Origin of the sequence: Devosia sp. 2618 (assembly GCF_040546815.1) — a bacterium.
Taxonomy (GTDB): Bacteria; Pseudomonadota; Alphaproteobacteria; order Rhizobiales; family Devosiaceae; genus Devosia.
Map to the genome: position 1 here is coordinate 1,728,071 of NZ_JBEPOO010000001.1, position 21,413 is coordinate 1,749,483.

Consider the following 21,413-nt stretch of genomic DNA (forward strand, 5'->3'; position numbering starts at 1 on the left):
CAAGCCAGCGAACCAGCCGCCGTCGCCGAGAACTCGATGAAGGCGTCCATGTTACTGGTTATCAGGCCGTAGACACCCAACATCGTAAGCGAAGCGCTCGTGCCCGTGACCGCGTACAGAATAGGCGTTCCTAGAGAGGAAGGCGAACCGTCTTTGTTGACGCGGGCTGAACTGCGACGTTTCAAGTACGACATGGGTGTTGTTGCCACCCGAGACGATGATGTGGCGCGCCCCACCCTCGAAATATCCGCTGAGATAGGCCTTCACACTGTCCAGTCGAACGTGAAACTGCGAGGCCTCGGTCTGAACCAACCGGTTCACTTCACCTCGCACACCTCAATCCAAACCGTCGCGCTGTTGGTGTTGGACGATATGACATCAATTCCCTGATGACATCTCTGCATGTCTGGGCGCTCAATAGTGCCTAGCGACGGGAAGATATGATACAATTTTCGGACTCTGTACTCGCCGCCGCCGATGATCCTAATTCCCCAGTGAACGACGTCCGCTCGGATGCTATCGCGCTTCGTAATGCCGTGCGTGACATTAGAGAAAAAGACGTCGTTGAAAACGATGTCGTCTTTTGTCCAAGTTACGTCAAAACCTAGCCGTTTACCGAACTGGCGAAGTCCTTCTCATGACCGCGATAAACCTGCTTGGTCATGACCAGTTCGTTTTCGAGGATCATCACCGCCTCCTTGGCGAAGATATCCGGGGTAACGATAGTGTTTGCCATCTGGCGTCCCTTTCAGGGATTGAGGTTCAGTCCTTCTGGGATTTCCGCCACTTGGCGTATTCATCCATCGACATTTTCGAAGGGTCTGGCGCGCTGCCTGCGCCCCTCGTGCCGAGAGTTTCAACCGGTGGTGGCGTTGAGCTGATTTTGCGGGGTTTGGGCGTGAGTTCGGCCTCGATACGGCCAATTTCTCGCCCCTGCTGGTGCGGCGTCATTGCCGCAAACTGCCGTGCGCGCGGGAGGTCTTTTGCGAGGACGTAGGCCACGTCTGCCGCCATGTCGGATTCGAGCAGGGCTTTGGCGACTGTTGGGGTGAAGACATCGCCGGGGACCGCTGCGATGACTTCGTTGAAGTCGGCAAAGCGGGTCTGGGCATCTTCACGAGAGGCGTTCCACTTCTCTGCCGCTGCCGTTTCGGCTTCGGCTCGGGCTGTGGTGGCCTCATGTTTGGCTTCGTCTCCACGGGCGGCTTTCGCGGCCCATTTCGCGCGGTCGGCTTCAAAATCGTCTGGGTCCTTGTAGTCGGCACGCTTGGGCGCCGGTCCTTCAAGTTCCTTCAAGCGCGCTTCCGCCTTTTCGGCCCGTTTTTCGGCGTCATGGCGTGCGCGGATCAGCTCGGCGATACGTTCGCCGGCCGGTTTGCGATTGGGCTTTTTGGCCTTCTCGGGGTCGCCGTCCTTTTCGCCCTCTGCCGCTGCCGTTTCAGCATCGGTTTGGGCGGGATCGGCATTAGCACCCGTTTCATCTCCTTCGGGCTTCGGCGTATCTGCTGCATTATCGACCGCATCAGGGGACGTTACCTCGATCTCTTCAGATGCAAGGGCATTGGCTTCGGTGGTCATGGTAGGCTCCAACAAAAAGCCGCCACCCTTGCGGATAGCGGCGCATCAACAGTGGAATGTTGCGACGATGGGGTTAGAACTGCGGCTGTTGGGGCTGCGCAGCGCAGTATTCGGCATCTGTTGCGGTTTTCGCCGCGTTCAGAAGCAGGGATTTGTCTTGGTGCTTGTGGGTATGGGCGGCCTTTTCGGCGTCCAGTTCCAGTTTGACCGGGGCGAGCTCGGTCGCGACGGCGATCTGCTCTGCCTTCGCGGCATTGAGCATGGCGGCCGTCTCGTCCTTGTTGATCTTGGCTTCCTCGCTCGCCATCGCCAACCGGCCCATAGCCTCTTGGATAGGATCGGGCGGAGGCTGTTGGCTTTCGGCCTGCTTTGCCAAGGCTTCCTCGTCGCAGGTAATCTCTTGTGGGATCATGCGATTGAGGCGTTCGGCGATTTCCTTCGCCTCAGGCCAATCCATCGCCTTGACGATTAGATCGCCTGCAACCTGCCATAGAGCCGGTTTTGCCTGGGTCGCGGCCATCATGCTCTCGCGGGCTTCTTCGCGCTGTGTGGAGAACGATGGGCCAGCAGTAACACGCACGTCGAACTTGCCCACCGACAGATCGTTGAGGACTGTCTCGACATACTCGACCGGATCAAACGCGGGCTGGTTGACCTGCGTATATTCCGGCTCGGCTTCTTCCTAGCCGATGATGCGCACGGTGCGCGGCGCGTCATAGATGGCAGGGATCAGGTCAACGAGAATGACCCCTGCCCGCTTGATGGCGGCCTTGAAGTTGTCGAAGTAGTGATACGAGCCGACATCGCCTTCGCGCTGCTGCGCCATGATCGCGCGTCCGCTGGTTTCGTTTGATCTGGCGCCGAGGGAAGCGTCGTGAATGCCGGTGGTGGCCTTCATGTCGTCGGTGGCGAGTTGGACCTCTTGCCAGAGCGCAGGGCTAGCCTGTGGCGGGTCAAGGCGCTGTGGGGCACCCGGCGCCGCTGGATCAGCGTTGTAAGGGAGCCACGGCCGGGGGTTGGTGTTGGCCGTATTCCATTCCGCTTCATAGCCCTTCACTTGGCCAGTAGTCAGAATGAATGGCGAGCGCGGCTGCTGGCCGATCAGTTCGGCTTGGCTGAAGAGGTAGTAGTTATACATCCGCTGCGGGTCTTTGAGCCAGCGCACGAGCCCGTGCCGCACGATACTTTCGTCCAGCGGGATTTCAGTCCCGATAGCGGGCACGATGGGGATATGCTTCCCGGCCCAGTCGTTCGGCCCAGACAAGATCTCCGAGCCCGAAAGCATGTACTGCTTGAGGCGGTAATCGGTGAACGTGCGCTCCTGTTGGATCGGCAGGAACTTGCGATCAGCCTTCCGCACATCGGTGATGTCGACGGTCGAGCCGTCCAGCATCAGCGCGAGGGTGCGCTCGTATGGCTCTTTGTGCCAGAACTCGGCAACACGAATGCTGTCGTCGGAGCGCCAGAACAGCGCCGAGCCCTGATCGAAGTGCGGAAAGTCGTCTTCGCCGGCCTTTGGGTATTTCTTCTTGAACACCCGGCGCGGCATTAGCTCCGTGACAAAGCAATGAAGTGCGTCGGAACGATCAATCATCACCGCCGCGCTATCCCAGACCACGGCGAGCGGGTTGATGATGCGCTCGATAGTGATTTCCTGATCGGAAACGCTGTCCTGCGCGTACTGTGTGTTAATGCGGAAATGCCCGATACCAATGCCGGCCGAACACTCAAAGGCATGGGCATAAGCCTGCGTGGTGTTCGAAGCGTATTCGATCTGCCGGATGAGGCCTTCGTAGATTTCCGCCTTCTCGATGTCGCCCGCGTCATCCACTGGCAGCACGTTTATCGACGTGGGGTTGAGGCGCATATCGCCCGTCACTGCCGCACGAACTGGCCAACGCGGTTGATCGTCACCATGGGGCGGCGCGCGGCCTCACGCTCGGCGCGGGCCTGAGCGTCCCACTGGTCGCCCGCAAGGAATCGCAGATCGTCGTAGCTGGCGTCCCGGTTGGCCTCGTCGGCCTTCCAGTCCTCATTGAACAGTTCGAGGATTTCGGCGTGTTCTAGTTTGGTCATGCCCAAGCTGAGCCTCCGCCTAGTCCTGCATTCAGATCGAGTGCTGGGGTGTTTTCGTTGACCGGCTCGGCGAAGGTGAGCGCAACGGCATCCCACTCGTCAGGGGAACGCATGCCGCGCTTGCGCATCGCTTCTTTGCTCTCGATCAGGAGATAGCTGTTGGAACTGTAGTGGTAGCCTGGGGCGCAAGCGTCTGCCTGCAACCCGTCGTCATCTGGAATGTCAGCGCCACCGGGCTCATTCAGCCAGTCGCGCGAGCGCATCCACATTTCGGCACGGCGATTGTAGGGGCCAGGGCGTTCTTCGCCGCTCGGCAGGATCATTACCGACTGCTGCGGAGTGCCTGAGAAGTCGATGGGCACCACAACCTTGCGCGGGTCGGTCGTGCCGTATTCCCAAGCATAGCCCCACGATTTCAAAAGGTCATAGACACCTGCGCCGACGCCGCCAACGTCGATAAAGACGCGGGCGGGCTTATCGGTATCGATGACCTGTTTGACCCAGTTTGCACCAGCAACAACGTCGATCTTGCCTTTGCTTTCGAGCTTCTGAACCTTGCGTCCCTTGCGCCATGCCAGCGAGAAGCGGTCATTGCCGAAGCGCGCCGGGTCTGCGCCGATGATCAGCGGCCCGACGGCTTCGTTCTCCGCCTTGCGCGCTGCCAGCACCACCTCAGGTTTGATGAAGCTGTCATGGCCGGTCATCTGGAATGCCTCGGCCGCTGTCGCTGGGTATTCCTGCTTGAACAGTAGCGGGCCTTCGAGTTCTGCCAGCTTCGCGCGGCGCCATGCCATCTGCTCAAGCGTCAAGCCATAGGCTTCGGCATAAGCTTGTTCTTCGTTATCGAGCGCAAACCCTTCAGCCACTGGACGCCGATATTCGTCCTGCCAATACCAGGGCACAAAGATCGCCTGATAGTCGCCTATTCCGGCCTCGGCCTGCTGCCAGCGCCCGTGGAACTCGCCTCCCATGCCGTTGGCCGTGGATTCGAGGAGCCGGCAAAGTGCGTTTTAGCGTGGGGCCAGAAGGCGGCCTCGGAACCATGCAGGAGAAGGATCGTCTTGGATCGCCCGACAGCCTTGGTTCCTGCCGTGCCAATCGTGTAACCGCTGTCGAGGCGCGGGAAGTTCAATTCCTTGGCGTTCGCTGCGCCGGTCTGCGGCGCCAGCCCGTTATTGTCGTGATACCGCGACACCATCTTGAACAGGTTGTCAGTCGCGTCCTGCTCGTGTGTCAGGATGAAAGCGTTGATGCCGCGATTGAGCGAGGTACGATGATAGAAGCGCCCGCCGATATAGGTTGAGGCTCCTTGTTGGCGGCCCTTGAGCAACAGGGCGCGCACATAGCCAATCTTGGCCTTTTGCGCCTCTAGCCGCTCGTGGATGTAAAGCTGGGCCTTGTTCAGAGTGAACGGGACGATAGCGCCCGACTTGGTTTTGATCTTGAGGCATTCCGACGCGAATGTCGGGAAGTCAGCGCGGATCGCCGCGAGCTTAACCAGCCTTGCCGTCGAGTTGGTCAAGCAAGTCCTCCACAGAGGTTTGCGCGCTCAGGTTCTTCTCGACCACAAGGCCATTGAGCTTTGCGGCGTCCATCAGCGCAGCGCGAGCGACGGAAAGCATCGGGGCGTCGGAAGATTTCTCCGGCTTGGTCGCGATGTTCAGCAGCCGGTCCGTTATGGATGCGACGGTCACAACGGCGCGTTCGGCGGCTCTGTTCTGCAATTCTGCGAGCCGGTCTAAAATGTTCTGATTTGCTCTAAGGGTTGAGGCGTTGCCGCGATGCGGCTTGTAGCCCGCTTCGACGTAAGCCTCGTCTGCCGTCATGCCTTTTGCCAGCCCTTGGGCGAAGCGCTCGTGCTTTGCGTTCTTGAGCACGGCCATCACGCAAATCCATTTCTTCCAGCCGGTGAAGGCTTGGCACTTGGCGATAGTTTTGTTCTAGTCGGCGTGCAGTTTTTTGGGGGGGTATTGATGATTAGTTTTGCGACAGCGCTCGCTTCTGGCGCTCTTTGGGTTTGGTCAAGCGTGGTGTGGTGGGATCTATCGAAGGTCAAGAGCCCATTTAAACTGGTGGGCCAGCGAGGCGCTGTGCGGATTGTGGTCGCAGATGCCGGGGAAGCGGTGTCGGGGAATATGTTCAACGGACTTGATTGGGACCCGGTTGAAGTTGATCAATACTACCATGACCAATCGCGACTGAACACAAAAGCGGCGGTACTCAGTGCAATAGTTGCTGGAGCGACTTGTATCACCACCATCCTTCGTGCACTGGGGCTATAACTCCCCTGGCCGTTATACCAAGGGCTGGGGAATGGGGTTAGGAGGCATCGTAGGCGATGAGCTTAGTCAGGAAGCGATTGGCGACACGCTGCGCTTCAGGGCGCGTGGGCCAGAAAGCGCGGCCACCTTCCCCGACAGGCTTGCCGTCAACCTTCGGGAAATAGCTGCCGTCCTTGGTCGTCTCACCGAGGGCGAGTTTGTGAGCAGTGGCACGAGCTTTCATGCTGTCTCCAATGCAAAAGCCCCACCGGTTAGGGAGGGGCTTGAATTAGCGGACTTGTATCGGCGGGAAACGGCGCGGAGCCGCGGGCCTTAGCGGCCTTTAGCTGCCATCTCTTCGAAGTAGGCTGTCGCCTCAGCGCGGCTAATAAAACCGTCGCCGTCAGCGTCATGTCGATCAAACAGGTCGTCCACCATACCCACCGGCCCATAATTCCATGGGTTGTTGATATTGGTCTTGGACGGTCCCGCGTATGCGAACCCCACCATGGCAACGACCAAAGTTGCCACCAGCAATGTCTTTGATTTCATCGAGTACCCTCCTAGCCTCACTCCTAGGCTTTAGGGAACCACTCGTTCGTTTTCCCTTAATCGCCAAGCGCCAATACTGCGCTCCAATGCACTTACCTGCTGGGAGAGATTGAGGCGGCTGTTTGCGCTATCCCTCGGGGTCCAGTTTCGCCCGAGAGGGCTTTGCCATCGTCAAGGGAACGCTCCCGCGCACGCTTGGCCGCCTCAATAACCAATCCTCTGACGGGGATTTCTGAATCAAAAGACCCGCACTGGGCGGGCCTGTATCTGTCGGGCGCAGAACGCCACCATACCCAACATATGGGGTGATTTGGCCTGAACAATCAAGCGGCTTTGTTCGGCTCAACGGTGGACAATTCTTCATGACTGTTCATATCGAAATGCTGTCCGCGAATCCGGGAGCGGTCTGGGGCAGTTCCGGCATATCCGAAGTGTTCGCTGAGGTCGGCAACTGCATCTTTGAGGCGCTGCGTCATACGTTCCCGAGCAGCACCGCCCTCCCCCTCCCCGCGAGCCTTCGCCAGATCGCGAACGGACATGTCATGCACCACGATCTGCTCAACGATGCTTGAGGCGTCCATCCCGAGCCGCTGGACGGCACCCATGTACTCGCGGCGGGCTTGGTCCCCAATTTCAAACACGGCCTCCTCTGATGGCCCTGACGAGTCCACCTTAACGGCCTCATAGTCCATTGCCCGAGCGCCCCCGAGCTGGGCGCGTTCATAGAGGCCACGAAAGCGAGCTGCAGCCATGGTCTCCGCCTCTGTGCGGTTGCGCACGCGGGAGAAGCCGCCGATGAGCGTGGCCATCTTGACATTGACCTCGATCCGCCCTGGCTGTTGTGCGGCTGGCTTTTCGTCCAGTTCGTGCAGATAGGTGGCGGTCGTGCGCAAGGGACTATCGACCATGCGCTTTTCGATGCCGGTCTCTGCAGCAATCTTCTGCTTCCGGCCCTTCTTCGATTTCGCCATTCGCTAGTGCCCCTTGATTATGGTCTATCTGTATTAGTCGGTGGTGGAGGTTAGGCGAGGACTGAGCCCATTCGATCCTCAGCAATTCGGAAATAGCCCGCGTCCTGCTCAATCCCGGTGAAGCGGCGGCCACTCTGCAGACAGGCGACACCCGAGGTCCCGCTGCCCATGCAGTTGTCCAAGACGACATCGCCGGGGTTGGTGTAGGTTCGGATAAAATACTCCATCAGCCAGACTGGCTTCTGAGTGGGATGGAGCGCCGCCTTCTGCTTGTCGGTCGGGCCGTAGATCACGCTGCGGGGGAACCGCTCTGTGCTGTCGTAGCGAATAGGATCAAATGATTGCGCGCCATAGTTCGGCGTCGTGTCAGAGCGCCTAGTCGCGCTCTTTCGTGCATGGCCTGACGTCTTCTGGGGGTTGTAGGTCGGTGCACGGTCATAAAACACCAGCACATTTTCATGCGCTTTCATCGGCGCGATCTGGGCGTTGAGGTGGCCTGTGGCCTCGGTCTTCTCCCAAATCCACTCGTATCGCAGCCAATCAACGTTTGATGCCCCGAGAACCTTGTCGAATGGAGTCTGCGCTGTCAGGACAACAGCGCCACGGCAGATGCGGCGGTACTCGGCCCACAGAGCGTCCAGTGGCAGCACGCTGTCCCATTTGTTTTGGGTCGTGCCGTAAGGAAGGTCGCAAAGAACGAGGTCAACCGATTGGCTCTCGATGTTTGCCATCAAGTCCATGCAATCGCCCTGCCAGAGCGTGACATCATCCAGTGCCAAGATTTGCGCTGCAGCGGACATACTCATCCTTCCCTATCCTTCTTGGCTGGGGAGTGGGGGACTCTGCCGAACCGCTGGTAATAGCGATTGGCGACATTGCGGAAGTGTTGGAACTGCTCTTGGGTCCAGTAGGCCCGTTGCTAGTGCTCGCCGACGCGTAGCTCGTCATCACATCCGCCCTTTTCAGACTTGGCTTTCATGCGGAAAACCACGTCACGCAGGATCGCCGCCTTCTTGGTGAAGAACCGTTTCCCGTCGAGGGCGCGGTAAACTGTGGTCGTCTCCGGGCTCATCTCGTGTTCCTTTCCTGCGCCTGCTGGCGGTCGTTGGCGACGAATTCTTGGTAGGCTGCGAGGGTAAGAATGATCCCCTCAGCTATATCGACGGCGGCTTGTGTCTCAGGCTTGGTCCTGGCCAGTTCCCTGCCCTTGCCCCGGTGGCGCTCCATGTAGGAAGTCTGGGAGGAGAGAGGGACGATCATGCGGCGATCTTCTGCTGCATCTGGGGTGGCGCGAGGCAGCCAGGCTCGCAGGGAGGCGGCCCCCAGGCGCCCCATGTGCCGCTCTCGCGGAACACCTTGAGGCGGGCTGCCCAGTCGATCTGTGGCGCTTCTGGCTTGGCCGGGATGGCAACGCGCTCGGCGGCACGCTGGACGATCACTGTGGCGAAGAACTTCCAGCTGCCGATGTCGGGCCGGGCCTTTTCGCTGACGATGGGCAGAATATCCCGGTCGAGGTCGTAACCTTGGGCAATGAGGTCGGTGATCTGCCCGATGCCCATGGCAAGGTTTGGATGGCATGGGCCACGAGACGACGCGGCTTCGATCAGCCGATCATACAAAAATGCGCTCGGGCTAAGCTGCGCAGCAGCTATATGGTTTCTGGTATCTGGAAGATGCTTTGGCAAAGCTGTAGCATTTGCTAGCGCCGCTTTGTTTGTTTTCAATGCCTTAGCACGGCCACCCCTTTCCCCGGCGGAAGACCTCAATTCGCTTTTCGTCGTGCTTTTTTGAAGCTCTTTTGTCAGGCGATCATTGGTCCATTCGCCGCCTTCGACGGTGAAAAATGGTTCAATATCGGCGCGCATCGCCTTCCATTTTTTGATTGACAGGCAAGCGCAACGCGACAGTTTGGCGTCGTCATCTGGCAGGCTGCCGCCAGCGTTCCACATGGTCATGAGCAGCAGCAGGTAGGCGCCGTGCTGCTCGCAGGACAGGTGGCGCGTGTCTCCCAGGTAGTCGGAGACGTAGAGTTGCATGAAGGGGCGTTCGCTCATGAGTTGTCCCTTATCGATGAGTGCGCAATCGAGCACCAAAGGCGGACATCGCTTGTCTCGCCGTTGCGGTTCTTGCGGATGAGAAATTCCATAGCCCAGCGTGCGTCTGCGAGCCGGTTAGGATCGGCGTCGGGGTCTTGGCCGAGGTAATAGGCGTCTCGGTACAGAAACCCGATCACATGGGCGTCCTGCTCGATCTCACCGGACCAGCGAAGGTCTGACATCACCGGGCGCTTGTCATCGCGCTTCTCGACCTCGCGGGAGAGTTGGCAAAGCAGGACCACACAGCAATCGAGTTCCTTGGCCAATGCGCGCGCCCTGCCCGACACTTCACCGGCCTCGGCAACCTTGTTGCCCGCATAGCGATCAGAAGGCGTTACGAGCCCCATATGGTCGATACAGATGACGCCGAGCGTGATGCCCTCCGCGGCCATCTCTGCCTTGAGGCGGCGGGCTTTGACCGCGATCTGGGCGAAGGTCAGGCGGGCGCTATCATCGATGTGGAATGGCAACCGCGAAAGGGCCTGCTGTGCGGCCCCGATCAGGTCATCATGCTTTGGGTCACTCATGCCTTTGAGCAAAGCGCCGAAATGCGGTGCCGAGGTCGCGTCGCAGGCGTCGGACACCATGCGCGCCGCAATCTCCTGCTTGGTCATCTCCAGCGAGAAAATGGCAACCCCGGCGCCGCCTTGTGCGGTGCGCCAGAGCGAGGAACACATGTAAGCGGACTTGCCCATGCCAGGGCGGCCGGCGATCACATAGAGCTGGCCCCGGCGATAGCCGTTTAGCTTGCCGTCAAGAATGCGAATGCCAGTGGTTGCGCCCTTCGGAGCGTCTGGGTTGCGCATGTCATCGAACAGTGCCTCAGTCGCTTGCCGGAGGCTTGCACCGGCCTTTTCCTCGCGGACCTCCATCAAGGCGTCCAGATCGGCAAGACAGGCGGTGGCGACCTCATAAGGGTCAGCCTCGAATGTCTCAGTTTCGGTTGCTTTGCGAGTGCTCATTTAGTCCTCCTTTGGAAAAACGGTATCGATGTGCACAAAGTCATAGGAGCGACGGCCAAAGAGGCGCGGCTCATGCTCGGCAACACGGCGTTCGATATGATCGGGGTTAGCTCTCCGGCCCGCTCGGCGGCTGGGCTGGCTGGTTCGGCAGATGCTCGCTCTTGCGGGCCAACCGGCGCTGCCAGAAAAGCCGCAGCCTCCTCAACAACAGCCCTGCCAGCCTCCGAAGTAACGAGGGCGCGGGTGATTGCGATTTCGTGGGCAAGATGCGCCTCCTGGCTTTGGACTTCGGCCGCAACAGCCAGTTCAAGCTTTTTGTAAAGGTCAGCCCAAATGCGCTTCGGTTTGCGGTAGCGCAGCGACCACAAGAGGCTTTCGGGCAGTTTGTGCTTACGGGAGGCGCGGGACCGAGCCGCCTCGACGGTATCGCCGGGGCCGCGATGTTCTCGCTGCTCAAGCCAATCGGCCCAGGTGCTGGCCTCATCAACAACAGACATGTCAGTCATTGGCGTTTGCTCCGGGAGCAAAGAATATTTGCGCATGCGTCAATCCGTTCTCGTTGGGGTCAAAGCCAACGAGAGACGGATCGAGCGAAAGGCGCAGGTTGAGATGATGATCGATGTCAGCCCGGAATTGAGAGCTTGGCTGACAAGGAAGGGATTGAGCGCCGGATCGGCGGGAACCGATGAAGGCGCTGGAATGAAAAGGCTGGCGAGCGACAGTGAAGCGCTCGGCCAGCAAGTGACGAAAAGCCCGAGGGAGGAGGAGGATTCCGGCCTTCCGAACGTACCCAGCCCGAGGCGTCAGACCCGGCCTGTCTTGCGCGTAGTCAACGGCAAGGGAGGACGCACACATGGCGCACGAGTTGCCCCGCTCGGTGTGCGCCCTTCTTTGACGTTGGTGATTGGCGGCAAGGTTTGACCCCGCCACCAATCGAGCCGCGCATGCCATTTCAACGGCTGACCAAGCGCGGCCATAGATGGGCGAAAGCGCAGAAGCCATCACTCAAAGCCCCCGACGATCATCATGGCGTGCATGGCAAACAGCACGAGAGCGAGCCCGTAGACCATTGCCCAGAGAACCGGCGCGATATCGATTGAAGGGCGACGGGCGCGGGTCATCACTCGTAATCCGCAGCCGGGATCATGCCGAGAGCGCCCATGTAAAGTTCAAGGATCGCCTCTTGCTCCTCGTAGGGACGCGAGAGCGGCTCGCAATGGACCTGCTGCTTTACACTGGGCTGAGGCGTGGGGATTTGGTTCAGTTGGGTCGGCAGCACGTGCGCAATGGCGTCATACGCTATCGGGCAACGAAAAATGGCGTCGAGATCGTATTGCCGATGCTTGGCGTTCTGCAGGAGACTATCGACGCCGGGCCAACTGGCGACCTCACGTTCCTTGCGACCACGAAGAACACCCCGTGGAGCAAGGAGGCTTTTGGAACTTGGTTTGCTAAGGCATGCAAAGAGGCAAAAGTGCCAGGCCGTGCCCACGGGCTACGAAAAGCAGGCGCGACGTTTGCAGCCGAAAATGGCGCCTCAGATCACCAGTTGATGGGTATTTTTGGCTGGACGAACGCGGAACAGGCAGCCGTCTATACGCGCACCGCGAGCCGCGCGAAAATGGCAGCTGCGGGCGTTGGCATGCTGATACCAGGGCCAGAACACGACGACGAAACGAGAACATCTATTCCCGCACCTATCGATCCGGTGCGGGGTTTAGGCGTAAAATCGCAATGATTACAATGGCCGAAACTGTATGTTGCGATCCTCCCGGGATCGCCATATGCTTTCGGGTGTCGCCTAATTCCCGCGCGCTATCTAGCCCGTCCTTACCACTCCAGTACAATCTTGCCCTTCTCGCCGGCCGCGGCGAGGGAGAAGGCTTCGGCGTAGTCGGTGGCGGGCATGCGTTTGGTGATGACTTTGCGGACGTCGAGGCCGGATTCGAGCATGGCGAGCATCTTGTGCCAGGTTTCGAACATTTCGCGGCCGTAGATGCCCCGTAGCGTGATCATGCGGAACACGATCTTGCCGAGGTCGAAGTTAAAGCTCTGCGCCGGGACGCCGAGCAGCGCGATGCGGCCGCCCATGACCATGTGGTCGATCATCTGATCGAGCGCGGCAGGCGCGCCGGACATTTCGAGGCCGACGTCGAAACCCTCCTTCATGCCGAGCTTGTTCATGACATCTCGCAGGTCTTCCGTCGCGACATTGACGGGCACGACATCTGCGACTTCGGCGGCGAGCTTGAGGCGTTCGGGATTGACGTCGGTGATGACAACGTGGCGGGCGCCGACATGGCGGGCGACGGCAGCGCCCATGATGCCGATGGGGCCAGCGCCGGTGATCAGGACGTCTTCACCGACGATGTTGAACGCAAGCGCGGTGTGGACCGCGTTGCCGAGCGGATCGAGGATGGCGCCCATTTCGTCATCAATGCTGTCGGGCAGCGGGATGATATTGAAGGCGGGGATTTTGACATATTCGGCGAAAGCGCCAGGCAGGTTGACGCCGATGCCCTTGGTGTTGGGATCGAGATGGAACTTGCCGGCCCGGCTGGCGCGACTGTTCATGGTGACGACGTGGCCTTCGCCCGAGACACGCTGACCGATCGTCAGATTGGTAACCTTGGCACCCACGGCGGCGATGACGCCGGAATATTCGTGGCCGGTGATCATGGGAACCGGGACCGTCTTGGCGGCCCATTCGTCCCATTTGTAGATGTGGATATCGGTGCCGCAAATGCCGGTTTTGTGGACCTTGACCAGAACGTCCTCGGGCCCGATTTCGGGCACAGGACGATCTTCCATCCATATGCCCGGTTCGGCCTTGGCTTTGACGAGTGCCTTCATGGTCAAATAATCCCCAGCTCGCGCCCGGCATCCTCGAAGGCGCCAATGGCAAAATCGATATCGGTGTCGTCGAGCGCCGCCGACATCTGCGTGCGAATGCGCGCCTTGCCCTGCGGTACGACGGGAAAGAAGAACCCAGCGACATAAACGCAGCGTCGGTCGAGAGCCTTGGCGAGATCCTGCGCGCGGGTGGCTTCGCCGAGCATGACAGGGATGATCGGGGTTTCTCCTGGCAGCAGCTCGAACCCGGCCTTGCTGAGGCCGTCGCGGAAGCGTCTGGTGTGGCGCATCAGGAGGTCACGGCGGTCATCTGCGGCCTTGGCGATTTCAATGGCTTTGAGGGAGCCAGCGGTGACGGCGGGGGCGAGTGCGTTGGAAAAGAGGTATGGGCGCGCGCGCTGGCGCAGTAGGTCGATGACGGGTTGCGGGCCGGTGATGAAGCCGCCCATGGCGCCGCCCAGCGTCTTACCAAAGGTGCCGGTGATGATGTCGGGCTCAGCGCCAGTGAGGGCACCGCTCCCCCTGCCCTGCGGACCAAGATGGCCAGTGGCGTGGCAATCATCGACGGCGATGATGGCGCCGTAACGATCGGCCAAAGCGCGGATTTCCGGCAGCTTGGCAACATATCCATCCATGGAGAAGACGCCATCGGTGACGATCAGCTTGAAGCGCGCGCCATCAGCGTCGGCCTGCTTCAGTTGGGTCTCGAGTTCGTCCATGTCGCTGGTGGCGTAGCGGTAGCGCTTTGCCTTGGAGAGGCGCACGCCATCGATGATCGAGGCGTGGTTGAGCGCGTCGGAAATGATAGAATCTTCGGGGCCAAGCAGGGTTTCGAACAAGCCGCCATTGGCGTCGAAACACGCGGCGAAGAGGATCGCGTCGTCCTTGCCGAGATAGGCGGCGACGGCGCGTTCCAGCTCGCGATGCAGGTCCTGCGTGCCGCAGATGAAGCGGACCGAGGCCATGCCGAAGCCGTATTGATGCAGCGCCGTTTCGGCGGCTGCGATGATCTCGGGATGGTCGGCCAGGCCGAGATAGTTGTTGGCGCAGAGATTGATCAGCGTTCTGTCGCCAACCGCGATACGGCCACCCTGCGGCCCGGAAATCTCGCGCTCACGCTTGTAGAGCCCGGCAGCCTCGATTTGGGAGAGGGTCGAACGAAGATGGTCGAGAAAGGCGACAGTCATAGCAGTTCCTCCATTGTGGAATAAAATCCGCTATAACGGACTTCCTGTCAATCCACGGCTGAACTATCTTGGCGGGACCCGATGACCGGGTTAGGAACGGCGCAACGGGGAGAAAAACACGGTGGACGCACCCAATATCGGTCCGATTATCCAGCGCGAGCGCAAGGCGCGGCATTTGACGCTGGATCGCCTGGCGGCGCTATCGGGCGTGTCACGCTCCATGCTGAGCCAGATCGAGCGCGGCGAATCCAATCCCACCTTTGCGGTGCTGTGGGGACTGACGCAGGCGCTCGGGATCGAGCTGGGCGACCTGATCAATGGCGGAATCGCGCAACGACAGGCTAATCCTGTCGATGTGGTGACGGTGGCCCATACCCCCGAAATCAAGAGCCCCGAGGCCCAGTGGCTGTTGCGGATCTTAAGCCCGACGACGATGGCGGGACGGGTGGAGTGGTATGACGTCGAGATTGCACCGGGCGGCAAACTAACCAGCTCGCCCCATGCCCCGGGCACCCACGAGCACCTGACCGCGCGCAGCGAGGGACTGTCAGTGCGGACGGCACTGGGGCAGCAAAGCCTCAAGACCGGCGAAACGGCACGCTATCGGGCCGATGTGGAACACGAGATCACCAATGGCAGCGCCAAGCCGGCTCGGGCGCTGATGGTGGTGGTGTACGAGACTTGAGGGCATTCGCTGGGGTTTTCGCTCAAGACAGCTCCAGCATGGCGGCGACGAGGTCGACCGTATCATCGAAGCTTCGTTGCCCGTCGACCGTGAGGGACGGCAGTTCAAGCTTGCGCAATTCTCCTTGCAGCCTCTCCGTAAACATGGCGTCGCGTTCAAACAGATTGCGCAGCGCATCGGGCGGACGGCTGGTTTTGCCGGCAATGTCCCACAGGGTACCGCGACGCTCGAAAGCCACCGCACGAAACTCCGGCGTCGGCAGCAGCCAGAGTGCCTGCGTCGGTCGGGCAAGATGCGGTGCAACAAGGTGCGGCAGCAAGCGCAGACCTTCAACGAGGACAGGTTTGGACCTGGGATAGGCGCGCAGATCGCGCAAGATGAGCTCGAACGCTTCCCCCTCAAACCAGTGAAAGCTCTCCAACATGTCGCGCGGGTCGCGGGTGAGCCAACGCTCGTCCATGGACATGCGTTTGAAGCGCTCCAGTTGCGGCGCCTCTTCAGTTGTCGACTGCTCTGCATGGGTGAGCATGGTGGTATCGGTGGGATAGAGCGCTATGCCAAAACGCTCCGCGAGACGCGCAGCAATCGTTGATTTGCCACCGCCACTGCCGCCGCCAATCCAATAAACCTGAGCGAACTCTTCTGAAGTAGCGGCGGTCATGGAATGGTTCCGGTGGGTTCGAGACGAGGTCACAGATCACCACAATCTTGCAGATCGCACTACTCAACTGTGACTGAGGGTCGCTCCGGAAGTGACTCTTCGTCGGCCGACACGGACGGCCATCATAAGCGCCAAGCCGAGAATTAGTCCGTCATAAGATGACCTATGATCGAAGCCACGTACCGGACTTCTTTCTTATCCACGATAGCGAGTGTTCGCCGGATGTAGACTCTTCACCGGAATTCACATGGTCGGGGAAAGACCGCATTTTATGGATTAAATTCTTACTTGGTTCGTCGACTCCCTCCAGACCGGCGGCATGAATACCAATCGCCGAAAATTCTCCCGACGCCCCGTTGATATCAAGGCCACCGTAGTTGGCGATTCAGGGATGTCCAGGCTGGCCGCCGCCGTGCTCGATCTGTCCGAGAGCGGGGTTCGCGTGCGGCTGGTTGAAGAGGAGCTAATTCCTACAGAGTGCTACATTCTGTTCGGCAATCGTATGGAGCCCTGCCGACTTGTCTGGCAGACGAGCCGATCGGCCGGACTGGTTTTCACCGCGTAGCGCGCTGTGGTGCTTCAGTTCAGATCGCGGGTCAGATCCTTCACGAAATCCAGAAATACCCGCATCTTGGCGGGCATCATGTCGTTGGGGCGATAATACATATAGAGCGGGAAACGCTCTTCCGCCCAATCGGGCAGTAGCTGAACAAGGCGACCGTCATTGACGTAATCACGCGCGTAGAGTTCGAGCGGCTGGGCGATGCCCAGGCCGCCCAGACAAGCGCCAAGCAAGGCCCCAGTGTCGTTGACCATCAGACCACCCCGCGCGGGGACGTCCACGACCTCCTTGCCCTGGTGAAACTGCCAACCAAACGGTCCGCCGTGGCTGGGGTCGCGCATCAGGATGCATTGGTGGCCGGAGGTCAGTTCAGAGGGATGCGTCGGCGCTCCGTGCGCCGTAACGTAGGACGGTGCTGCACAAGTCAGCACGCGCGTCCGCAGGAGCAGATGGCTGCGCAGCGATGAGGGTTCGGGCTCGCCAAAGCGGATCGCAACATCAAATCCCTCGGCGACCAAATCGCCCATTCGATCACGCACAGCCAGATCAACCACCAAGTCGGGGTAGCGGGCGAGGAATGGCTGCAGCCTCGGGGCCAGAAAATAGCTACCGAATGCGGTATCGACATTAATGCGCAGACGGCCACGAACCACACTCGTGGTGCCAGCAGCCTCGGTCGCCGCATCCTCGATGCCTGCCAGGAGTGGCGATACTTCCTCAAAGAAACGTCGCCCCTCCTCGGTCAGAACGACAGAGCGCGCTGTGCGATGAAACAGCTTGATGCCCACGCGCAGTTCAAGCCGGGCTACGGCGCGACTGACACCCGATTGGGTCAAGCCCAGAGCCTCGCCCGCGCGAACAAAGCTGCCCGCCTCGACCACGGCGGCAAGCACGCCGATGCCGTTGAGCAAGCGACCATCAAAAGCCATATCTAGGCCGATTATTTGTCATCATAAGCTCGATCTATATGCGTTTTGGTACCGCATTGGAAAGGCCTACATATGCTTCGACGCAAACAGACGGCTCATTGGGAGCCGACAGCGCCAAGGAAAGGCCCTGAAATGTCGAGTACCCAAACTAAGACTGCCATCGTAACCGGCGCTTCGCGCGGGATCGGCGCGGCCATTGCCGAACGGTTGGCGCGCGATGGCTTCGCTGTCGTCGTCAACTACGCGGGCAATAAGGAGGCGGCAGATGCGGTCGTCGCCAAGATTGTGGGCGCTGGCGGCAAGGCCATAGCCGTGCAGGCTGATGTGGCAAATTCCGCTGACACCAAACGCCTATTTGCCGAAGCCGTGAGAGCTTTTGGCGGCGTCGATGTGTTGGTCAACAATGCCGGTATCTTGAGCCTCGCCAAGATTGGCGAGAGTGACGATGCGCTGTTTGACCGCCAGGTCGCGACCAACCTCAAGGGCACGTTCAACACATTGCGCGAAGCTGCGGCGCATCTGCGCAATTGCGGACGCATTATCAACTTCTCGACCAGCGTCGTCGGACTGAAGCTAGAAACATACGGCGTCTACGCAGCGACCAAGGCGGCTGTCGAGACGCTGACCGCAATCATGGCCAAGGAAATGCGCGGACGCTTGATCACTGTCAACGCCGTTGCGCCCGGACCGACGGCAACCGATCTGTTCCTCAACGGCAAGTCGGACGAGTTGGTCGACCGCATGTCCAAAATGAACCCACTGGAACGCCTCGGCACGCCAGAGGACATCGCCAGCGCCGTGTCGTTCCTCGCGGGCCCCGACGGCGGCTGGATCAATGGTCAGGTTCTACGCGCCAACGGCGGGATGGTTTGAGGTCAGGCGCTCTGTTGACGGGAAATGCGTCTTAGAAGTCGAAGCCCATCTGGGAGACTGCCTTTGGAGCGGCAGGCACTTGTTCGGCACTAGGCGTTGGTTTCGGGGCTCTTGGAGCTTTAGACTTTTTGTCTGCGGGCGCCGCGACAGCTGGGGTGGGCTCAGCAATGGGCTCAGGCGCGACAACCGGAACCTCGGTGGCAATCACCGGCGCTGCCTCTGACTCAACCACAGCAGTCTTGGACGGCGGCGTAATTTCTGCCAGCCAATCGGCGACCGGACGCAGCTTGGTGGGGTGCAGCGCGTAGCGGTTTTCGCGGCCGCTCTTTTTCTCGCTGATCAGACGCGCCTGTTTGAGCACGCGAAGATGCCGGGAGATGGCAGGTCGGCTGATCTTGAACGATCCCGCCAGCGTGTGGACCGGCTGGGGGCCATCGCGCAGGATTTCGATAATGCGGCACCGCGTTGGATCGGCAAGCGCGACGAGAACGTTGATCGGTGGCATAGTGGCTCCAACAGATGTGCATCTGCAGTAGTAACGGCCATGTTACCCGTCAAGCGCCAAGCCCTTGCGGACAAGGGTTATTCACCAAAGGAATTGCAAGGAACAGCCCGCGCCGCGCGTTGAACAACGCAACGCAATAATATGGACAAGAAGCTGTCGCAGGATCGGCCCGAAGGAGATTGCCGTGCCCGATACGAAGTCCAGCTATTCATGGTGGAGCCGCCAACACCGCCCCTACTCCGTTGGAGAGCTGGTGGCCGATGGCATAGTCCATGGCCTGGGCCTCTTGGTGGCGATTGCGGCTGGGTCGGTCCTACTGGCTTATGCGGTGTTCGTGACGGCGCCCGAGGCGGTGCCAGCGCTGCTGGTTTATCTCGGATCGCTGCTGGCGGTGCTTGGCGTCTCGATGGCCTATAATCTTTGGCCGGTGTCCCCGGTCAAAAAAGTGCTGGCGCGGTTCGATCAGGCCGCCATATTCCTTTTCATCGCAGGGTCCTACACGCCGTTTCTCGCGGTAATGGGCGGAACAACGATTGGCACGATCATGACCACATTCGTGTGGGGCGCGTCGCTGATCGGTGTTGCGCTGAAGCTGATCGTGCCGGAGCGCTTCGGGCGACTGGCTATCGTCTTGTATCTAGCGATCGGCTGGAGCGGCATTCTGGTGTTTCAGTCGCTAGCGCAGTCGCTGCCGCCAACCACGATGTGGCTGGTACTGGCAGGCGGCGTCACCTACTCGCTCGGCATCATTTTCCACTTGTGGGAAAAGCTGAAATTCCAGAACGCGCTATGGCACGTGTTTGTGGTGGCGGGGGCGAGCCTTCACCTGTGGGCGGTAATCGACTTCATGGTCATTCACCGGCTGTAGTCAGTTGGCCTTGGGCACAACGCGCGGATGATCCATCGTGTCGCCGGCCTTGAGGCCGATTTCGACCGAGCGGCCCCCGGGGATTTCCAGCACGAACTGCACCGGGCCATCGGAGGGAATCGAGGTCGGGTCCTGCGGACGCGCGTTGACGTGGATGTTTTTCACCACGCCATTGGCATCGATAAAGATCATGTCGAGCGGGATGAAGGTGTTGCGCATCCAGAAGGCGACCGGGCCCTGCTCCTTGAAATCGAACAGCATGCCAGCGTCGTCGGCCAGTTCGGTGACGAACATCAGGCCCTTGGCACGGCTTTCAGCGGTATCGACCACTTCAACGTTGAAGCTGTAGTCGCCCGTTGCCGAGTGCAGCACCAGCTTATTGTCGTCTGCCAAGGCCGAGAGCGGCATGGCCAGAGCGGCCACAGCAATGATCGCACCGGCGCGGCGCAGCACTGGAGCAAAGCCTTGGGCAAACAACATCATATGAGATTTCCTAGTGGGAGGACGGCGCGTCGCCCCAACCATCGGGCCGGATTTCGGCGACCATAAGGCCTTTCGGGCCATTGCCGTAGCGCACCAGCACATATTGGCCTGGGCGAAGTTCGGTGATGCCGAAGCGGCGCAGCGTTTCCATATGCACGAAAATGTCCGGAGCACCTTCGCCCGCCGACAGGAAACCGAAGCCACGAATGCGGTTGAACCACTTTACCTCAAGGCGAACCATGCCCGAGGTCGCTTCGACCACGACATGGGTGCGCGGCGCAGCCATCTGGGCTGGGTGGCGGGCGGTCGAATCATCCATAGAGACGATTCGGAAGGCCTGCAGACCGCCGGGGCGATTGAGCGCCTCAACAACGATGCGCGAACCTTCATAGGCCGTCTGGTAGCCGTCGCGGCGCAGGCAGGTGACGTGCAGCAACACATCGGCCATGCCGTTATCGGGCACGATAAAACCGAAGCCCTTGCCGGCATCAAACCACTTGATTGAGCCTGAAACCTCAATGGTATCGAGGCCAGCGTCTCCCGCATGAACGTCAGCATGGCCCTCCGCCCCTGTCTCCCCAGACAGATGCGCAGCCTCGTCGCCATCGCCAGTGTGCTTGGCCCCCATAGTCCCCAAAGCCCTTCGTACTCGCCCCGCCGCCGCGAGGTACTCCACATTACAGAGCCACACTGTGTCCGATTCAAAGGCAGTTGTTAAGAGTCTGTTTGGATTTGGCTCGGTTGCCCTCAAGGACTGCGCTTGCTAGGCCACACTACATCCAATTTCAGGAAGGATATTTGTCATGAAGTACCTGCACACCATGGTTCGGGTGACCAATGTCGAGGACAGCCTCAACTTTTATTGCAAGGGCCTGGGTCTCGAAGAGGTGCGTCGCCGCGAAAATGAGAAGGGTCGCTTCACGCTGATTTTCCTCAAGGCGCCGGGCGATGAGGGTGGTGAAGTTGAGCTCACCTATAACTGGGATGCCGAGGCCTATTCCGGCGGGCGCAATTTTGGCCACCTGGCCTACCGCGTCGCCGATATCTATGCGCTGTGCCAGCACCTGATGGATATGGGCGTCACCATCAACCGTCCGCCACGCGATGGGCACATGGCTTTCGTGCGCTCGCCGGATGGCATTTCGGTCGAACTGATTCAGGATGGCACTCTGCCCCCGCAGGAACCCTGGGCTTCCATGCCCAATACCGGCCAGTGGTAGTTTTCCACTGATGATAAGGTAACTTTTCGCTAACCGTGGCGCTTAGCGCGCGGTTAGCGAAACCGATCGTATTTTAGCGACTTCAACCCAC

The 21,413-nt window shown here is 59.9% G+C and carries 29 protein-coding genes and 1 pseudogene; 8 read left to right on the plus strand and 22 right to left on the minus strand.

Annotated features, from left to right (window positions below):
- Positions 1 to 604 precede the first annotated feature (604 nt).
- From ABIE28_RS08700 to ABIE28_RS08735, 6 genes and pseudogenes are all read right to left on the minus strand, one after another.
- Positions 605 to 736: a hypothetical protein gene (locus tag ABIE28_RS08700; protein WP_354061996.1), complete on the minus strand. Its 132-nt coding sequence runs from the start codon at positions 734 to 736 to the stop codon at positions 605 to 607.
- A gap of 26 nt (positions 737 to 762) precedes the next feature.
- A complete protein-coding gene (locus tag ABIE28_RS08705; RefSeq protein ID WP_354061998.1) occupies positions 763 to 1,578 on the minus strand; it encodes a hypothetical protein in 816 nt (271 codons plus the stop codon).
- Positions 1,579 to 1,651: 73 nt separating this feature from the next.
- Positions 1,652 to 3,654, minus strand: a pseudogene (locus tag ABIE28_RS21140) (portal protein).
- Positions 3,651 to 4,625, minus strand: a complete 975-nt coding sequence (locus tag ABIE28_RS08725; protein ID WP_354062006.1) for a hypothetical protein — start codon at positions 4,623 to 4,625, stop codon at positions 3,651 to 3,653. The pseudogene ABIE28_RS21140 and the gene ABIE28_RS08725 overlap by 4 nt, the downstream one beginning before the upstream one ends.
- The gene (locus tag ABIE28_RS08730) at positions 4,577 to 5,176 is read right to left on the minus strand and encodes a hypothetical protein (protein ID WP_354062008.1); all 600 of its coding nucleotides are present in this window, start codon (positions 5,174 to 5,176) and stop codon (positions 4,577 to 4,579) included. The genes ABIE28_RS08725 and ABIE28_RS08730 overlap by 49 nt, the downstream gene beginning before the upstream one ends.
- Positions 5,148 to 5,537 (minus strand): terminase small subunit, encoded by a 390-nt coding sequence (locus tag ABIE28_RS08735; RefSeq protein WP_354062010.1) that lies wholly within the window; start codon positions 5,535 to 5,537, stop codon positions 5,148 to 5,150. Before ABIE28_RS08735 ends, ABIE28_RS08730 begins: the two co-directional genes overlap by 29 nt.
- A gap of 33 nt (positions 5,538 to 5,570) precedes the next feature.
- Between ABIE28_RS08735 and ABIE28_RS08740 the strand changes: the two genes are divergently transcribed.
- Positions 5,571 to 5,936 carry a hypothetical protein gene (locus tag ABIE28_RS08740; RefSeq protein WP_354062012.1) on the plus strand — a complete coding sequence of 122 codons (366 nt, stop codon included), beginning with the start codon at positions 5,571 to 5,573 and terminating at the stop codon, positions 5,934 to 5,936.
- Positions 5,937 to 5,973: 37 nt separating this feature from the next.
- On the opposite strand, the gene ABIE28_RS08745 is transcribed toward ABIE28_RS08740, so the two are convergent.
- The 9 genes from ABIE28_RS08745 to ABIE28_RS08785 all read right to left on the minus strand — a co-directional run bounded on the left by ABIE28_RS08745 (position 5,974) and on the right by ABIE28_RS08785 (position 11,002).
- Positions 5,974 to 6,159, minus strand: a complete 186-nt coding sequence (locus ABIE28_RS08745) for a hypothetical protein (protein ID WP_354062014.1) — start codon at positions 6,157 to 6,159, stop codon at positions 5,974 to 5,976.
- Between the two features lie 89 nt (positions 6,160 to 6,248).
- Positions 6,249 to 6,467, minus strand: a complete 219-nt coding sequence (locus tag ABIE28_RS08750) for an EF-hand domain-containing protein (protein ID WP_354062015.1) — start codon at positions 6,465 to 6,467, stop codon at positions 6,249 to 6,251.
- Positions 6,468 to 6,790: 323 nt separating this feature from the next.
- Entirely contained in the window at positions 6,791 to 7,438 is a 648-nt protein-coding gene (locus ABIE28_RS08755) for a hypothetical protein (RefSeq protein WP_354062017.1), read from the minus strand.
- Positions 7,439 to 7,488: 50 nt separating this feature from the next.
- On the minus strand, positions 7,489 to 8,244 hold the full coding sequence (locus tag ABIE28_RS08760; RefSeq protein WP_354062019.1) for a DNA-methyltransferase: 756 nt from the start codon (positions 8,242 to 8,244) through the stop codon (positions 7,489 to 7,491).
- Positions 8,245 to 8,357: 113 nt separating this feature from the next.
- Entirely contained in the window at positions 8,358 to 8,510 is a 153-nt protein-coding gene (locus ABIE28_RS08765) for a hypothetical protein (protein ID WP_354062021.1), read from the minus strand.
- Positions 8,507 to 8,698, minus strand: coding sequence for a hypothetical protein (locus ABIE28_RS08770; RefSeq protein WP_354062023.1), 192 nt, complete (start codon positions 8,696 to 8,698; stop codon positions 8,507 to 8,509). Before ABIE28_RS08770 ends, ABIE28_RS08765 begins: the two co-directional genes overlap by 4 nt.
- A complete protein-coding gene (locus ABIE28_RS08775) occupies positions 8,695 to 9,492 on the minus strand; it encodes a YdaU family protein (RefSeq protein WP_354062025.1) in 798 nt (265 codons plus the stop codon). Before ABIE28_RS08775 ends, ABIE28_RS08770 begins: the two co-directional genes overlap by 4 nt.
- On the minus strand, positions 9,489 to 10,496 hold the full coding sequence (locus ABIE28_RS08780; RefSeq protein ID WP_354062027.1) for a replicative DNA helicase: 1,008 nt from the start codon (positions 10,494 to 10,496) through the stop codon (positions 9,489 to 9,491). The genes ABIE28_RS08775 and ABIE28_RS08780 overlap by 4 nt, the downstream gene beginning before the upstream one ends.
- On the minus strand, positions 10,493 to 11,002 hold the full coding sequence (locus tag ABIE28_RS08785) for a hypothetical protein (protein ID WP_354062029.1): 510 nt from the start codon (positions 11,000 to 11,002) through the stop codon (positions 10,493 to 10,495). Before ABIE28_RS08785 ends, ABIE28_RS08780 begins: the two co-directional genes overlap by 4 nt.
- Positions 11,003 to 11,036: 34 nt before the next feature.
- Here ABIE28_RS08785 and ABIE28_RS08790 point away from each other — a divergent pair, with 34 nt between their 5' ends.
- Entirely contained in the window at positions 11,037 to 11,417 is a 381-nt protein-coding gene (locus ABIE28_RS08790; protein WP_354062031.1) for a hypothetical protein, read from the plus strand.
- 262 nt (positions 11,418 to 11,679) lie between these two features.
- A complete protein-coding gene (locus ABIE28_RS08795) occupies positions 11,680 to 12,234 on the plus strand; it encodes a tyrosine-type recombinase/integrase (protein WP_354062033.1) in 555 nt (184 codons plus the stop codon).
- A gap of 92 nt (positions 12,235 to 12,326) precedes the next feature.
- Here the strand turns inward: ABIE28_RS08795 and tdh are convergent, their stop codons facing one another.
- Complete coding sequence (tdh, locus tag ABIE28_RS08800; RefSeq protein WP_354062035.1) at positions 12,327 to 13,349, minus strand: L-threonine 3-dehydrogenase; 1,023 nt, start codon at positions 13,347 to 13,349, stop codon at positions 12,327 to 12,329.
- Between the two features lie 2 nt (positions 13,350 to 13,351).
- The gene (locus ABIE28_RS08805; RefSeq protein ID WP_354062037.1) at positions 13,352 to 14,536 is read right to left on the minus strand and encodes a glycine C-acetyltransferase; all 1,185 of its coding nucleotides are present in this window, start codon (positions 14,534 to 14,536) and stop codon (positions 13,352 to 13,354) included.
- Positions 14,537 to 14,657: 121 nt separating this feature from the next.
- On the opposite strand from ABIE28_RS08805, the gene ABIE28_RS08810 reads away from it, so the two are divergent.
- On the plus strand, positions 14,658 to 15,221 hold the full coding sequence (locus ABIE28_RS08810; RefSeq protein WP_354062039.1) for a helix-turn-helix domain-containing protein: 564 nt from the start codon (positions 14,658 to 14,660) through the stop codon (positions 15,219 to 15,221).
- Positions 15,222 to 15,243: 22 nt separating this feature from the next.
- On the opposite strand, the gene ABIE28_RS08815 is transcribed toward ABIE28_RS08810, so the two are convergent.
- Positions 15,244 to 15,882, minus strand: a complete 639-nt coding sequence (locus ABIE28_RS08815; RefSeq protein ID WP_354062040.1) for a hypothetical protein — start codon at positions 15,880 to 15,882, stop codon at positions 15,244 to 15,246.
- Between the two features lie 319 nt (positions 15,883 to 16,201).
- Here ABIE28_RS08815 and ABIE28_RS08820 point away from each other — a divergent pair, with 319 nt between their 5' ends.
- Positions 16,202 to 16,447, plus strand: coding sequence for a PilZ domain-containing protein (locus ABIE28_RS08820; protein WP_354062041.1), 246 nt, complete (start codon positions 16,202 to 16,204; stop codon positions 16,445 to 16,447).
- Between the two features lie 14 nt (positions 16,448 to 16,461).
- On the opposite strand, the gene ABIE28_RS08825 is transcribed toward ABIE28_RS08820, so the two are convergent.
- A complete protein-coding gene (locus ABIE28_RS08825; protein WP_354062042.1) occupies positions 16,462 to 17,373 on the minus strand; it encodes a LysR family transcriptional regulator in 912 nt (303 codons plus the stop codon).
- Between the two features lie 132 nt (positions 17,374 to 17,505).
- On the opposite strand from ABIE28_RS08825, the gene ABIE28_RS08830 reads away from it, so the two are divergent.
- Positions 17,506 to 18,246 (plus strand): SDR family oxidoreductase, encoded by a 741-nt coding sequence (locus tag ABIE28_RS08830; RefSeq protein ID WP_354062043.1) that lies wholly within the window; start codon positions 17,506 to 17,508, stop codon positions 18,244 to 18,246.
- Between the two features lie 31 nt (positions 18,247 to 18,277).
- Here ABIE28_RS08830 and ABIE28_RS08835 read toward each other — a convergent pair whose 3' ends face one another.
- Complete coding sequence (locus ABIE28_RS08835; RefSeq protein WP_354062044.1) at positions 18,278 to 18,751, minus strand: ArsR/SmtB family transcription factor; 474 nt, start codon at positions 18,749 to 18,751, stop codon at positions 18,278 to 18,280.
- Positions 18,752 to 18,935: 184 nt separating this feature from the next.
- Between ABIE28_RS08835 and trhA the strand changes: the two genes are divergently transcribed.
- Entirely contained in the window at positions 18,936 to 19,619 is a 684-nt protein-coding gene (gene trhA / locus ABIE28_RS08840; protein ID WP_354062045.1) for a PAQR family membrane homeostasis protein TrhA, read from the plus strand.
- Here trhA and ABIE28_RS08845 read toward each other — a convergent pair whose 3' ends face one another.
- Positions 19,620 to 20,102, minus strand: a complete 483-nt coding sequence (locus tag ABIE28_RS08845; protein WP_354062046.1) for a DUF192 domain-containing protein — start codon at positions 20,100 to 20,102, stop codon at positions 19,620 to 19,622.
- A 10-nt stretch (positions 20,103 to 20,112) separates the two neighbouring features.
- Entirely contained in the window at positions 20,113 to 20,730 is a 618-nt protein-coding gene (locus ABIE28_RS08850) for a cold-shock protein (RefSeq protein ID WP_354062047.1), read from the minus strand.
- 175 nt (positions 20,731 to 20,905) lie between these two features.
- On the opposite strand from ABIE28_RS08850, the gene ABIE28_RS08855 reads away from it, so the two are divergent.
- Complete coding sequence (locus ABIE28_RS08855; RefSeq protein ID WP_354062048.1) at positions 20,906 to 21,322, plus strand: VOC family protein; 417 nt, start codon at positions 20,906 to 20,908, stop codon at positions 21,320 to 21,322.
- Positions 21,323 to 21,413 lie beyond the last annotated feature (91 nt).